The sequence below is a fragment of the Actinomadura montaniterrae genome, from assembly GCF_008923365.1.
GTDB classification, from domain to species: domain Bacteria; phylum Actinomycetota; class Actinomycetes; order Streptosporangiales; family Streptosporangiaceae; genus Spirillospora; species Spirillospora montaniterrae.
Genome location: NZ_WBMR01000018.1, coordinates 1 through 13992, shown reverse-complemented (window position 1 = coordinate 13992; position 13992 = coordinate 1). Strand labels below are relative to the sequence as shown.

13 protein-coding genes and 1 pseudogene are annotated in these 13992 nt (G+C 71.8%); 3 read left to right on the top strand and 11 right to left on the bottom strand.

The genetic code is table 11. From position 1 onward, the window contains the following. Positions 1-9: 9 nt before the first annotated feature. Positions 10-2310: a hydantoinase B/oxoprolinase family protein gene (locus F9B16_RS09350; protein WP_151539605.1), complete on the top strand. Its 2301-nt coding sequence runs from the start codon at positions 10-12 to the stop codon at positions 2308-2310. Between the two features lie 154 nt (positions 2311-2464). On the opposite strand, the gene F9B16_RS09345 is transcribed toward F9B16_RS09350, so the two are convergent. Beyond that, complete coding sequence (locus F9B16_RS09345; RefSeq protein WP_151539604.1) at positions 2465-2818, bottom strand: recombinase family protein; 354 nt, start codon at positions 2816-2818, stop codon at positions 2465-2467. Between the two features lie 84 nt (positions 2819-2902). Continuing rightward, entirely contained in the window at positions 2903-3601 is a 699-nt protein-coding gene (locus F9B16_RS09340) for a hypothetical protein (RefSeq protein WP_151539603.1), read from the bottom strand. 119 nt (positions 3602-3720) lie between these two features. On the opposite strand from F9B16_RS09340, the gene F9B16_RS09335 reads away from it, so the two are divergent. Beyond that, positions 3721-4302, top strand: coding sequence for a site-specific integrase (locus F9B16_RS09335; protein WP_151539602.1), 582 nt, complete (start codon positions 3721-3723; stop codon positions 4300-4302). A gap of 95 nt (positions 4303-4397) precedes the next feature. On the opposite strand, the gene F9B16_RS09330 is transcribed toward F9B16_RS09335, so the two are convergent. From F9B16_RS09330 to F9B16_RS09315, 3 genes and pseudogenes are all read right to left on the bottom strand, one after another. Then, a complete protein-coding gene (locus F9B16_RS09330) occupies positions 4398-4940 on the bottom strand; it encodes an ImmA/IrrE family metallo-endopeptidase (protein ID WP_151539601.1) in 543 nt (180 codons plus the stop codon). Between the two features lie 65 nt (positions 4941-5005). Next, positions 5006-5754, bottom strand: a pseudogene (locus tag F9B16_RS52565) (transposase family protein). A 196-nt stretch (positions 5755-5950) separates the two neighbouring features. Beyond that, positions 5951-7576, bottom strand: a complete 1626-nt coding sequence (locus F9B16_RS09315; protein ID WP_225991494.1) for an acyl-CoA dehydrogenase family protein — start codon at positions 7574-7576, stop codon at positions 5951-5953. A gap of 188 nt (positions 7577-7764) precedes the next feature. Between F9B16_RS09315 and F9B16_RS09310 the strand changes: the two genes are divergently transcribed. Continuing rightward, positions 7765-8487, top strand: coding sequence for a DUF1707 SHOCT-like domain-containing protein (locus tag F9B16_RS09310; RefSeq protein WP_151539597.1), 723 nt, complete (start codon positions 7765-7767; stop codon positions 8485-8487). A gap of 32 nt (positions 8488-8519) precedes the next feature. Here the strand turns inward: F9B16_RS09310 and F9B16_RS09305 are convergent, their stop codons facing one another. Genes F9B16_RS09305 through F9B16_RS09280 form a run of 6 tightly spaced genes read right to left on the bottom strand, consistent with a single transcriptional unit; the run spans position 8520 to position 13158 of the window. Then, positions 8520-9503 (bottom strand): ornithine cyclodeaminase family protein, encoded by a 984-nt coding sequence (locus tag F9B16_RS09305; protein ID WP_151539596.1) that lies wholly within the window; start codon positions 9501-9503, stop codon positions 8520-8522. A 43-nt stretch (positions 9504-9546) separates the two neighbouring features. Then, positions 9547-9819 (bottom strand): hypothetical protein, encoded by a 273-nt coding sequence (locus F9B16_RS09300; protein ID WP_151539595.1) that lies wholly within the window; start codon positions 9817-9819, stop codon positions 9547-9549. A 43-nt stretch (positions 9820-9862) separates the two neighbouring features. Beyond that, complete coding sequence (locus tag F9B16_RS09295) at positions 9863-10597, bottom strand: sirohydrochlorin chelatase (RefSeq protein ID WP_151539660.1); 735 nt, start codon at positions 10595-10597, stop codon at positions 9863-9865. Positions 10598-10608: 11 nt separating this feature from the next. After that, positions 10609-11319, bottom strand: coding sequence for a phosphoadenylyl-sulfate reductase (locus F9B16_RS09290; protein ID WP_151539594.1), 711 nt, complete (start codon positions 11317-11319; stop codon positions 10609-10611). Further along, positions 11316-11477: an Insertion element protein gene (locus F9B16_RS09285; protein ID WP_151539593.1), complete on the bottom strand. Its 162-nt coding sequence runs from the start codon at positions 11475-11477 to the stop codon at positions 11316-11318. The genes F9B16_RS09290 and F9B16_RS09285 overlap by 4 nt, the downstream gene beginning before the upstream one ends. A 13-nt stretch (positions 11478-11490) precedes the next feature. Then, positions 11491-13158, bottom strand: a complete 1668-nt coding sequence (locus F9B16_RS09280; protein ID WP_192808686.1) for a nitrite/sulfite reductase — start codon at positions 13156-13158, stop codon at positions 11491-11493. Positions 13159-13992: the final 834 nt, after the last annotated feature.

Sequence of the window (13992 nt, the reverse complement as noted above, 5' to 3'; positions counted from 1 at the left end):
AGGGCTGCCATGTTCCTGCACGTACCGGGCTCAGAGTCCTTCGCCTCCCAGACACCGGACCACGACGGCCTCCGCACCGAGATCGGTGAGAAGGTGGGCCTGCACACCGTCACCGACGAGCAGGTCGCCGCGCTGGATCCGCTCACCTACGAGGTGATCCGGCACCGGCTCTGGTCGATCACCGACGACATGGGGTCGACGCTGCGCCGGATGTCGGGCTCCCACATGGTCACCGAGGCCAACGACTTCGACTTCACCATCAACGACGAGGTCGGCAGGGAAGCCCAGGTCGGCCTCTACAACACGATGCTCGTCGGGGCCATCGACATGGCCATCGACTGGATCCTGCGCAACCGCGCCGACAACCCCGGCATCGCCGACGGCGACATGTTCCTGTGCAACGACCCGTGGGTGGGAGGCGGGCTGCACCAGAACGACGTCCTGATCACGCAGCCGATCTTCGTGGGCGACGAGCTGTTCGGCTGGACCGCCGCAGTGTGCCACGAGCCCGATCTCGGCGGTCCCAACCCCGGCTCGGGCTCGACGTCCGCCGACGACGTGTTCGGCGAGTCGCTGCCGACCCCGCCGGTCCGCGTCGTCCACGGCTTCGAGATCCAACGCGACGTCGCGGACGTCTGGGTGCGCCGGTCCCGCGTCCCCCACATCGTCGGCCTGGACCTGCGGGCCAAGGTCGGAGCCAACCTCACCGGCCGGCGCCGGCTGCTGGACACGATCGAGAAGTACGGCGCGGACACCGTCAAAGCCGTCATGCGCCGGATGATGGACGACGCGGAGAAGCGGCTGCGCGACAAGCTCCACGCCGTCCCGGACGGCACCTGGAGCGCCGAGGGGTACCAGGACCAAGCCAAGCTCGGCGACACCGGAACCCACCGCATCAGCGTCACCATGAGCAAGGCGAACGACCACCTCACCTTCGACTTCACCGGCACCGACCCGCAGACCGGTGTCATCAACTGCACCTTCGGCGGCCTGCGCGGCGCGATCATGATGGCGGTGCTGCCCACCCTCGCCTCCGACATCCCGTGGTCGGCGGGCGGCATCATGCGGTGTTTCGACATCGTCTCGGAACCGGGCACGATCAACAACGCCACCTTCCCCGCCGCGATCAGCCGCGCGCCCGTCGGCCCCGCCTGGCTCACCGGCACCCTCATCACCCAATGCCTGTCGGCGATGCTGGGTACCGCCGAAGAGCCGCCCGGCCCGGTCAACGCCGCCTGCTGCGGCACCTGGGAAGGACTCAGCGTCGCCGGACTCGACGAACGCGACGGCGCCGGCACACCGTTCCTGTACTCCGCGATGGACCCGATGGCTGGCGGCTTCGGCGCCGCTCCGGACGCCGACGGCGTCGACACCGGCGGGCTGCTCTGCATCCCCATGGGCCGCAGCCCCGACGTCGAAATGACCGAGTACTTGTACCCGGTACTGAGCTTGTGGCGCAAGGAACTGCCCGACTCGGGAGGCCCCGGCCGCCACCGCGGCGGCGTCAGCGCCGGCCTGGCCCTCACTCCGCACGGCACATCCGCCCAGATGCGGATAGGCTTCGCGGCCTCCGGCAAGGCCACCAGCCAGAACCCCGGCCTGTCCGGCGGCTACCCCGGCAGCACCGGATACGACGGCGTGGTCCGCGGCACCCGCCTGGAACAACTCCTAGCCGCCGGCCGGCTCCCGACCGAACTCGACCAACTCGGCGGGGACCTCGACCCCGGCGGGTGCTTCGATGTGAAGTTCATCGGCCCCGGAGACGTGGTGTACCTGCAATGGCAAGGAGGCGGCGGCTACGGCGACCCGCTTCTGCGCGTTCCGGAGTCCGTCGCCGAAGACGTCCTCAACGGCCACGTGACGCCACAGGCCGCGTCCGCGATCTACGGGGTCGTGCTCGATGACGACGGCGAGGCCGACCTCGGTGCGACCGCGGAGCTACGGGAGCGACTGAGAGCCGAGCGGGTCGGCAGGGACCGAACGACCAGGAAACCCGAGAGTCGGCCGGAGACGCAGATCGGGAAACCGCTGGACGACAACCTCGACCGCCTTCCCGACGACACGATCGCCTGCCGGCACTGCGCGACGGCGCTGGGCAGCGCGGGCGAACCGCTGACGGTCGAGCTGATCGAGGCGCCGCCGGCCGCAGCCGGTCCGCACATCGGAACGAATCCGGAGCTCTACATCGATGCCCAGGTCGGTTTCAGACAGCATGTGTGCCCCGGCTGCGGAGTGGCGTTGCGCAGCACAGTAGGCCCGTTGTCCGCCTCGAGCGTGCTCCACGCCGTCGGCGCACAAAACGCTGGTTGAGCGGAGTCTCCGTCGTGCTGTACTCGCGACCATCGTGCGGGCGGAGATGCTGGAGGAGAGGACTCGACCATCTGTCACGCCTGGCACGGTGCTCAGGCCACGCTCTTCCTGATCCATTCGATGAAGGTGGTAACCGGGGAACCGGTCAGCTCCGTCATTGTGCGGTCCTGCCCTGAACTCGTCCGCGGTACGCTTCACGACGCCCTGGCCCGGGTCCCGGGGGTTTACCTTTGAGCTTGCCGTTCTTCTTGGCCAGCGCCACGCCCTCGCGGGTGCGAAGGTGGCCGAGGTTCGCCTCGAGCTCGGCGACCATCGCCAGGGTCTGCAAGAACAGCCGGCCGAACGGGTCGTTCCAGTCGTTAACCGATCCGCCCAGCCCGAACAGCACGCCGCAGCCGGACAGGTCGGTGAGATTCTGGCTGGCCTCGGCCGTGTTGCGCGCGAACCGGTCGAATTTGGTCACGGTGAACACGCTGTCGAGCCACACCGCCCCCACCGCCTGGTCCAAGCCGCTGAGGTTGCGACGGGTGGTTCCCTAAACGGACGGGGCACGAGCGGGCTCTTGGTCTTGATGTACGGTTTTCGCTTCAGATCACTCTGAGGCCGGGGACGCTGCGGCGCGTTGTTCGGCCGCGGCCGCGCGTTCGCGTTGCGTGGCTGCCTCGGCGTGGGCTGCGGCGAGAGCGTGGCGTACCTCGGTCAGTGTGGCGGTGGCCGCGGCGCGCTCAGCGTTGGCTCGGGCGGCGTGTTCTCGGCTGACGCGTATCTCCTCTTGCGCGGCGGTGGCTTCGGCGCGGGCCTGTGCGGCGTCGGTCATGGCGGCCTGTAGTGCCTGTTCCAGGGGTCTTGCTCGCTTCGCAGCTTGGTGAGCTGGTCGCGGGTCTCGGCCAGCGCGGTTTCGTTCTTGGCTGCCTGACAGTGCAGCGCGGACGTCCTGGCCGGCTCGGACGGCCAGTGTGGTCTCCCGCTCGGCGGCTTGGCGGGCCTGCTCGGCCATTTCGGTCAGATTCTCGGCGGCAGCCGCGCATTCTTCGGCGCGTCGCTGGGCGGCCTCAGCGGCCTCGGCTGCGGCCCGGGCGGTCTCTGCGGCGTGTTCGGCTTCCTGGGCGGCCTGTGTGGCATGGCGTGCCTGCTCTTCCAGCGTGGTGTTGCGGGCGGCGATGGTGCTGCCGAGCTGGTCCAGGATCGTGGCGATCTTCTGGTCGCGGCCTGCGGTGTCGGCGAGTTGCCTGCTCAGGTCGGTGAGCGCGGCGGCGTGGGCGCGGCGGGCGGCCGCTTCCTGCTCGGTCACCGTGATGCGGGTGGCGAGGGGCTGTTCGGTGGCGGTGCCGACCGTGTTCGCCCGGGCGCGGCGCGCCGCTTCCTTGCAGTCGGTGCCTCCGGGGCCGTGGCCGGGAGCGTGGTACTGGCGTGGCCGTCCGGTCCAGCGAGATCGCCGGTCTCGATATCGAGGACATCGCCTTCCCTGAGCCGGGCCGGATGACCGTTACCATCCGCGCTTCCAAGACCGACCAGCAGGCGGCCGTTTCCGTGCAGCACATCCAACGCGGCCAGCACCTGGCCAGCTGTCCCGTGCGCCTCACCCAGGCCTGGATCGACACCCTGGCCGCGCACGGCATCACCCACGGGCCGCTGATCCGCGCCGTCGACCAGTACGACCGGCTGGCCGGCACCCCCGGCTACGCGGCCCGCCGCCCTTCCGGTGAGGTGCCCCGGATCGGTAACACCATCCTCAACGCCCTGGTGCGGGCGGCGGTTGCCCGCGTCAACGACGCCGCAGCAGCCCGCGGCCGGCCCGTGCCGCTGGAGGACCCCAGTGCCTACTCCTGGCACGGACTGCGCGCCGGGCTGGCCACCAGCGGCGGCGAGGCCAACACCCCGCCCACCGCCATCGGCGAACGCGGCCGCTGGAAGAGCCTGCTGATGGTCATGCGGTACTGGCGTGACGGCGCCGCCTGGCGCCGTCAACTCGAAGCCGAGATCGGGCTGTGACATCGGGCTGTGACGCCGAACCCCATGACCCGGCGCTCGGGCCCTGGCGGAAGCGAGGGGGTGGACATGCGGTCGGCTCGCAGCGACTCCGCACTCTATGATCGGGCCCTCGAGCGCTGAGCGATGCGCCGAGTTCCCGAGGCGTCCATGCGCCATTGGGCGAACCGTTCGCTGACGTTGAAGTCGCGGGCGACGCGGGCGTTGTCATAGCCGGCGAACGCTGCCCTGATGGCGGCCTTCTTCGGTACCAGGAGCTCCGCCGAGAGGTAGACCGCTTCCCTCTCCGCCTGCGGGTTCATCTTCCGGCAGCCCTCGTCGGTCAGCAGAGCCCCATCGAACTCGTGTTCAAGGATGAGGTGGCCGACCTCGTGGGTCACATTGGAGCGGCGGCGGACCGGTTCATGCGCGGTGTTCTCCACGATGAACCTCGCGGTGCCGTAGGGGATGAGTGCCGCGGACCACATGCCCGGCCGCAGCAGGGTGAAGTGCTCGATCACGTCGGCGGGGCATCCGAACTCCGACAGGCCCTCGACCGGATACACCGGCACCCCGTAGTCGGAGCACAACCGGTAGGGGTCGAACGGCGCGTCGTAGGTGAGGCCCAGCTCGGCGCGGAGGTCGAGCGCGAGGGCCTGCATCGCCTTTTGCGTCCAGCGCGGCGAACGGTCCGAAGCGGGTCAGGCTGCCCGTCTGCGCAAGGGCTTCAGCACCGGGATGTTCCAAGGCATCCCTGCCCCGCCTCAGGCCGTTCGAGCTCTATTAGGGTGTTCCACCACTTCATGTGCGCGAAGGCGTGCTCGACCCGGGCGCGCACCCGTTTGTGGACGATGTTGAGCTCGTGTCGCCAGGCGGGCAGTTCGCCGCCGTCGCGGGGACGCCGATAGGGCATGATGACCTGCCGGTTTCCCTGGTAGCCGCCGTCGGCCATCACGTGCGCGCCCCTGCATGCCCGGTCCGCGCCGGAGTCGCGGAAGGCGGTGCAGTCGTTGTGATTGCCCGGGACCGGACGTCCGACCGCGACCACCAGCCGGGTGTTGGCGTCGATGACCACCTGCATGTTCACCGAGTACCGGTAGTTCTTGGACGAGGCGGTGACCGTCCGGTCGTGGACGGGACGAGTGTGCCGTCCACGATCAGTACCGTGTCCGGACTGTGCCGGCGGGTGACCGGGGCCAGTGCGAGCAGCGGCGCCAGGTGGTCCACGACGCGGTGCGCGGCGGACTTGGACACCCCGAACAGCAGTGCGACCTGCCGCAGCGTGAGGTTGGTGCGGTAATACACCGCGATCAGCAGCACCCGGTCGGCCAGCGGCAGGCTCCACCGCCGCCCGGTCCCGGTCTGCTCACCGCCCCGACCTGCCACGACCCGCACCAGACGCCGGAACTGCCGCACCGACAGGCCGGTGAACACCGGTACCCACTCGTCCCGATCGGCCCTGATCACCCGCTCCACACCAAGATCAACGATCTTGATCGCCCGGCGTTACGGGACAGCCTTTAGGTGGCACAGGTCTGCACTGGGGATCACGCGGGGCTGCGCGACCGCCAACTACTAACGGGTACGCTAGCGGATGATCTTGCTCGAGGTAGGCGCGGCCGGGTCGATGCGGCGGCTCGCGGGGCTTCGAATGCTGATCTCGAGTGCGGCCTCAACCGATCTTCGGGGTGGCGCGGTCGATGATGGGGGCGAGGTCGAGGCCGGGGGGGAGGGTGCCGAAGGCGGCGCCCCAGTCGCCGGTGAGGCGGGTGGCGCAGAAGGCGTCGGCTACGGCCGGGTGACCGTGCCTGACCAGCAGTGATGCCTGCAGGATGAGCGCCAGGCGCTCGGCGACGCGGCGGGCGCGGTACTCGATCGTGGCGGTGTCGGCGAAGGCGTCCTTGGCCTCTTGGGCGGCGGCGTCGAGGCGCGGGTCGGCGCCGCGGGCGAGCTCGACTTCGTCGAAGAAGGCGTCCAGGGTCTGCGGCTCGCGTAGGATCGCACGCAGGAGATCGAGAGCGGCCACGTTGCCGGAGCCCTCCCAGATGGAGTTCAGGGGGGACTCGCGGAAGAGGCGCGGCATGCCGGACTCCTCGACGTAACCGTTGCCGCCGAGGCATTCGAGGGACTCGGCGGCGTGCGCCGGCCACCGCTTGCAGACCCAGTACTTGCTGACCGCCAGGCCGAGCCGCTTGAACGCCGCCTCGGACGCGTCGCCGCGCACCGAGCGGTCCGTGGCGCCGGCGAGCCGCGTCATCAGGACGGTGGCGGCCTCCGACTCGACCGCGAGGTCGGCGAGGACGTTGCGCATCAGCGGCTGGTCGATGAGGTACGCGCCGAACGCCTTGCGGTGCGCGGCGTGGTGCGCGGCGGTGGTGACGCCCTGCCGCATGCCGGCGGCGGCGCCGATGACGCAGTCCAGCCGGGTCATGTTGACCATCTCGATGATGGTGCGGACGCCGCGGCCCTCGTCGCCGACCCGCCACGCGACCGCGTTCTCGTACTCGACCTCGGACGACGCGTTCGACTTGTTGCCGAGCTTGTCCTTCAGCCGCATCAGCCGCAGCGGGTTGAGCGTGCCGTCGGGCAGGACGCGGGGGACGAGGAAGCAGGTCAGCCCCTCCGGCGCCTGCGCCAGGGTGAGGAACACGTCGCACATCGGGGCGCTGGTGAACCACTTGTGGCCGACGAGCCGGTACGTCCCGTCGGGCTGCGGCGTCGCCTGCGTGGTGTTGGCGCGGACGTCGGAGCCGCCCTGCTTCTCCGTCATCGACATGCCCGCGAGCAGCGCGTTCTTGGTGAGCGGGGCGCGCAGGCCGAAGTCGTACTCGGGCTTGGCGAGCAGCGGCTCGTACTGCGCGGCCAGCTCGGGAGCCTGGCGGAGGGCGGGGACGGCGGCGTACGTCATCGAGATCGGGCAGCCGTGCCCGGCGTCCACGCGCCAGGTGTAGAACTTGGCGGCGCGGGCGACGTGCGCGCCCTCGCGGGGGTCGGCCCAGGCGGAGCCGTGCAGGCCGTGCGTCACCGCGACGGTCATCAGCTCGTGCCACGCCGGGTGGAACTCCACCTCGTCGACGCGGTGCCCGTAGCGGTCGTGGGTGCGCAGGACGGGCGGGTTCTCGTTGGCGAGCCGCCCCCACTCCTGCGCGCGCTCGGTGCCCGCGAGGCGGCCCAGCTCGTGCACCTCCGCGGCGGCCCAGCCGGCGCCCTCGCGCTCCAGCCCGTCCAGCAGGGCGGGGTCGTCGGCCAGGTCGTGGCCGGCGAGCGGGGGAACCTGGTTGAACACCTCGTGGGTCACTGCGCTGCTCCTGTGCTGCCGAGGACGGGTCGTCGGGGGACCTCCCCGTCGCAGGATACAGAACCGCGTTCGGGTCGTCGGACGATCATGCCTCCGCCCCGCCGCCTGGGGCATCCTCCTGAAGTGGTGGGGCGATCTCGTCCGCGCGGCGGATTGTCCATGCGGCGCGGGGGCATAACTTCGAAACCATGAGTCAGTCCAGTCCGCAGCAGGGGCGGCCGCCGTGCCCGAGCCGCCCGCGGCAGCGGCGGGAGGACCTGCACCCCGCGCGGCCCGGCGCCGATCCGGCCGGGACGGTCCCCGTCCCGGGCGCGGTCCGGGCCTCCGACGCCGAGCGCGAGGCCGTGGTCGAGCGGCTGCGGGTCGCCTCGGTGGAGGGGCGGCTGACGTTCGAGGAGCTGACCGTGCGGACGGAGGCCGCCTACGCGGCGGTCACCCGCGGTGACCTCGAGCACATCACCGCGGACCTGCCCGGCATGGGCGCGCCCGGCGCGAACCCGGCTCCGCCGCAGGTGAAGCGGCGGTTCAGCGCCGTCATGGGGGACTGCAAGGAGCGCATCGTCGGCCGCATCGACGGCCCGCTGGAGGCGGTGTCGGTGATGGGCGACGTCGAGCTGGACCTGCGCGGCGCGCAGGTCCCGACCGGCGAGGTGCACATCGCGGCCACCGCCGTGATGGGCGACGTGAAGATCATCGTGCCGGACGGGGTGGCGGTCGAGCTGATGGGCCACGCGTTCCTCGGCGACCGCCGCGTCCAGGTGCGCGAGCCGTGCCCGGGCGAGCGCATCCCCGTCGTCCGGGTCACCGCGAACGCCTTCATGGGCGACGTGAAGATCGTGGACGACGAGCACCACGCGCCGGTCCGCCGGGCCGTCGCGTCCTGGTGGCGGGACCGCCGCCCCGACTCCTGACCGGCGCGCACACGCGCGCGACGCCGCAAAGCTCAGAGGCTCACCTCCGTCCCCGCGCCGCGCCGCCGCGCCTCGCGCAGCACCAGCGCCGTCGCGGCGAGGTCCTGGACGACGACGCCGACCGACTTGTACAGCGTGATCTCCCCTTCCGACGCACGGCCCGGGCGGGTGCCCTCGATCACCTCGCCCAGCTCCGCGCGGACGTGCGCGGGCGTGATGACGCCGCGCTCCAGCGGCTCGGCCAGGTCCAGGTTCGGCGGGACGGCCGACAGGGCCGCCGCGCGGGACTCCACGAACAGCGCGGCGTCCGCGATCGTCGCGTCGTCGACCTCCCGGCCGCGCGGGTTGTAGCCGATCGAGGTGACGTGCGTCCCCGGCGCCAGCCACTCGCGCCGGACGACCGGCTCCGCCGCGTAGGTGGCCGCGCTGACGATCCCGGCGCCCGCCATGGCCTCCTCGTAGCCCGCGACGGCGCGCACGTCGGCGTCCACGGCGTCCGACAGCTCCTCCGCGAGCTTCACCGCCTTGGCGTGGTCGCGCCCGGCGATGCGGACCTCCTGGACATCGCGGACGCGCGGGACCGCGATCGCGTGCGCGCGCGCCTGCACGCCGGTGCCGAGCACCGCGACGACCGAGGCGTCGTCGCGGGCCAGCAGCCGCGCGGACAGCGCCGCGCAGGCGGCGGTCCGGATCGCGGTGATGTAGGTGCCGTCGAGCAGCGCGGCGGGCTCGCCGGTGCCGGGGTCGAACGCGACGATCACCGCCTGCCGCACGGGCAGCCCCGCCTCGGCGTTCCCGGGGAACACCGACACGAGCTTGCTCACCAGCGCGCCCGCCGACGGCGCGTGGCCGGGCATGTCGAGCAGGAGCGCGTCCCGCTCGGGGACGGCCGCGGCGGTCCGCTCGGGCACGTGCGCGCGGCCCGCGCTGAGGTCGGCCATCGCGGGGGCGAGCGCGTCGATGAGCGCGTCGACGTCGAGCAGTCCCTCGACGTCCCGCCTGGAGAGGAAGAGCACGGCGGGACCCTAGCGGCCCCCTCCGACAGAACGCCGCCGCAGGTCAGCGGGAGTCGTCGGTGCGCTCCGCCTCGCTCACGCCCGCCTCGTCGGGCGGCAGCGCGTCGGGATGGCGGCGGTGGACGCCGGGTGTGCCGGTGCCGCTGACGTCCTCCTCGGGGCCGTCCCGGTCCGCCGGCTCCTCGCCCGGCACGTGCGCCGGGACGGGCGCGCCCGGCACCGTCCGGCCGCGGGCGTCCGAGCCCTGGTTCACCGGGGCGAAGTCGCGGTCGTGGGTCGTCTCGGGCTCGTGTCCGGGGTCCTCGCGCTCGTCCATGCCGGGCCGCATACCCCGAGCGGGGCGGGCGGAACGTGCGGAATCAGACGGCGGTGGCCGCGCGGGCGGTGTCCAGCGCCTCGTCGTAGCGGCGGACGGCCAGCTCGGCGATCTCCGGCGCCGCGCCGAGGACGGGGGAGACCGCGTGGGCGCCCGCCTCCAGCGATTCGGCGCGCACCTTGTCCGCGAAGTAGCCCGGCGCGAGGAAGTAGGAGGCCACCGCGACGCGGGGCGCGCCCGCGTCGCGGAGCGCCGCGACCGCCTCGGCGGGCGTCGGACGCGACGCCGACGCGAACGCCGGGACGACGCCGCGCCACCCGCGCGCGCGCCACTCCCGAGCCAGCCGCCAGATCGTCGCGTTCGCGGACGCGTCGGACGACCCGGCCGCGACCAGCACGACCGCGGTGTCCGGGTCGCCCGGCTCCACGCCCGCCTCGGACAGCCGGCGCTCCAGCGCGTCCGTCAGCAGCGGGTGCGGGCCGAGCGTCCGCGCGGTCCGCAGCTCCAGCCGGGGCCACCGCGCCCGGACCCGGTTCAGCACGCCCGGGATGTCGGTCTTGCTGTGGTACGCGGCGGTCAGCAGCAGCGGCAGCACGACGGCCTCCGCGGCGCCGTCCCCGGCCAGCGCGTCCAGCGCCCGGTCGGGGGCGGGCGTCGCGTGGTCGAGGAACGAGGCCTGCACGGGCACGCCGGGACGCAGCGCCCGGACGGCGGCGGCCAGCTCGGTGACGGTCGCGGCGGCGCGGGGGTCCCTGCTCCCGTGCGCCACCGCGACCATCGGGACGGCGCTCACAGGTGGATGCCGCACTCGGTCTTGCCCATGCCGGCCCAGCGGCCGCTGCGCGGGTCCTCGCCGGGGGCGACGGGACGCGTGCACGGCTCGCAGCCGATCGACGGGTAGTCGTCGTAGTGCAGCGGGTTGATGATGACCCCGTTGTCCTCGATGTAGTTGTCCATCTCCTCCTGCGACCAGTCGAGGATGGGGTTCACCTTGACCATGCCGCGCTTGCGGTCCCACTCGACGACGCGGCGGTTGCGGCGGCTCGCGGTCTCGTCCCGGCGGATCCCGCTGAACCAGGCCATGTAGCCCTCCAGCGCGCGGCCGAGCGGCTCCACCTTGCGCAGGTGGCAGCACAGGTCGGGGTTGCGGCCGTAGAGGCGGGGGCCGAGCGCGGCCTCCTGCTCCTCGACGGTGCGCGACGGCGTGACGTTGATGACGTTCACCGGGTAGACGGCCTCGACCGCGTCGCGGGTGCCGATCGTCTCGGCGAAGTGGTAGCCGGTGTCGACGAACAGCACGTCGATGCCCGGCTTCACCTTCGACACGAGGTGGATCAGCGCGGCGTCCGACATGGACGAGGTGAGGCAGATGCGGTCGCCGAAGGTGGCGACGGCCCACCGGATGACCTCCAGGGTGGGCGCGCCCTCCAGCGCCTCGGCGGCGGATTCGACGATGTCCTCGAGGTCGAGCGTCGGCCTGTCGGTCTCCAGCAGCGTCACCGGGACTCCTTGGTCTGTTGGGCGGCTCGGACACCCAGGAACTTCAGCTGGAAGGAGCGGAGGCAGTCGTGGCAGAACCACGCCCCGTGCTCCTCGAGGGGTTCGAGATCTTCTTCGCCGCAGTACGGGCAGTAGAACGGCGCGGCACGTTCGCTCATTCCGGTCTGCCCGTTACTTGAGGTCGGCCTCGTCGGCGCGCTGCGCCCACTGGGCGAACGTCTCGCCCTCGGTGCGCTGCTCGTCGAACTTCCGGACGACCCGCTCCACGTAGTCGGTCAGCCCGGCCGACGTGGTCTTCAGCCCGCGGACCTTCTTGCCGAACGAGGCGCCGAGCTGGCCGCCGAGGTGGATCTGGAAGCCCTCGACCTGGTCGCCGTTCTCGTCCACGACCAGCTGGCCCTTGAGCCCGATGTCGGCGACCTGGATGCGCGCGCAGGCGTTCGGGCAGCCGTTGACGTTGATCGTCAGCGGCTGGTCGAAGCCGGGCAGCCGCTTCTCCAGCTCGTCCATCAGGTCCATCGCGCGCTGCTTGGTCTCGACGATCGCGAGCTTGCAGTACTCGATGCCGGTGCACGCCATCGTCTGCCGCCGGAACGTGGACGGCCGGACCTGGAGGTCGTGCTCGGCCAGCGCGTCGGCGAGCGCCTCGGTGTTCTCCTCCGGGACGTCGAGGATGACCATCTTCTGCTCGATGGTCGTGCGGACCCGGCCGGAGCCGTACCGGTCGGCCAGCTCGCCGATGGCGCCGAGCAGCTCGCCGTTCACCCGGCCCACGCGCGGCGCGAACCCGACGTAGAAGTTGCCGTCCTTCTGCGGGTGGATGCCGACGTGGTCGCGGTGGGCCTGCGGCGCGGCCGGCTCGGGGCCGTCCGGCAGCGCGTACCCGAGGTACTCCTTCTCCAGCACCTCGCGGAACTTCTCCGCGCCCCAGTCCTTCACCAGGAACTTCAGCCGGGCGCGGCTGCGCAGCCGCCGGTAGCCGTAGTCGCGGAAGATCGAGGTGACGCCGTGCCAGACCTCGCTGGTCTGCTCCGGCTTCACGAACACCCCGAGGCTCTGCGCGAACATCGGGTTCGTGGAGAGGCCGCCGCCGACGTACAGCTGGTAGCCGGTCTCGCCCGCCTCGTTCACCACGCCGACGAACGCGATGTCGTTGATCTCGTGGACGGTGCAGTGCGCGGTGCAGCCCGACAGCGCCGTCTTGAACTTGCGCGGCAGGTTGGAGAACTCGGGCGAGCCGATGTACTTGTCGTGGATCTCGCGCAGGTCCCGGGTCGCGTCGATGACCTCGTCGGCCGCGATGCCGGCCAGCGGGCAGCCGATGATGGTGCGCGGCACGTCCCCGCACGCCTCCATCGTGTGCAGCCCGACCGCCTCCAGCGCCTCCCAGATCGCCGGGACGTCCTCGATCCGCACCCAGTGCAGCTGGACGTTCTGCCGGTCGGTGATGTCGGCGGTGCCCCGCGCGTACCGGGTGGAGATGTCGGCGATGGTGCGCAGCTGCGGCCCGCTGAGCTGGCCGCCGTCGATGCGCACCCGCATCATGAAGTACTTGTCCTCGAGCTCCTCGTCCTCGAGGGCGCCCGTCTTCCCGCCGTCGATGCCGGGCTTGCGCTGCGTGTACAGCCCCATCCAGCGGAACCGGCCGCGCAGGTCGGCGGGGTCGATCGAGTCGAAACCGGTCTTGGAGTAGACGTCGATGATCCGGCGGCGGACGTTCAGCCCGTCGTCGTTCTTCTTGTTCTCCTCGTTCTTGTTGAGCGGTTCCCGGTAGCCGAGGGCCCACTGGCCCTCGCCCTTCTTGCGCTTGATCGCGGGTGGCACGGCGCGCGTCCTCATCTGTGGTGGTGAGGGACGCGTAGCGCACCGGCGCTCTGAGGCAGCCGGCTCGACGCTGAGCAGGATGAAGTCAAAGGTGACGCCGATGCACCACGCGCCCGGCTGAGCAAGGGGGCGTGGTCTGGGGCGTCAGCGACAGATCGCGCTGCGGACGCGCAGGAAGTCGACGTGCCGGCGCTTGGCCAGCAGCGGGTCCGCAGCAGTCATGCTCAAACTCTGACACGCCGTCTCGCGGGCTGTCCAGTGACGTCCGGAATGTGGGCGAGTGAGAAGAGTCATCCTTGACGCTTCCAGTTCACCGGGGGTTCGGCGCCCTGCGCACGCTCCCCGGACGGCGCCGGGGTGCCCCGGGCGGGTCCGGACGGCTCCGACGGCGTCGCGGGCGCGGCCTTGTGCTGGCAGTCGCACCACGAGCCGCCACGGCACTCCCCGTGGTGGCGTTCGCGGCAGGACTGGCATATCACCCCTCCATTGTCACCGATGCGCATCGATGCTCGCGCACGCGCACACCTGGCGCGCTACCCGTGCGCGCGGGCGGCCCACGCCCTACGGTTGGGCGGTGTGACCACCGTCTCGGACGCCGCGGGCGACTCCCCGGCCAGGAGCGACGGCGCCACGCCCGTTGACGGGGACGGCGCCGCGCCCGCCGATGGGGACGGCGCCGGCTCCGACGGCCCCGCCGATCCGGCGGGCACGGACGGCGCGGCCCGGTCCGCCGCAGCAGCGCGCCAGGGCCGTGTGCCCGCCGCGCGGAAGGGATCGCCGGGTGGGTCGTCCAAGCGCGCGCGGGCGGACATGAGCTCCGATCATGGGGCTTCCGATCACGGGCATACC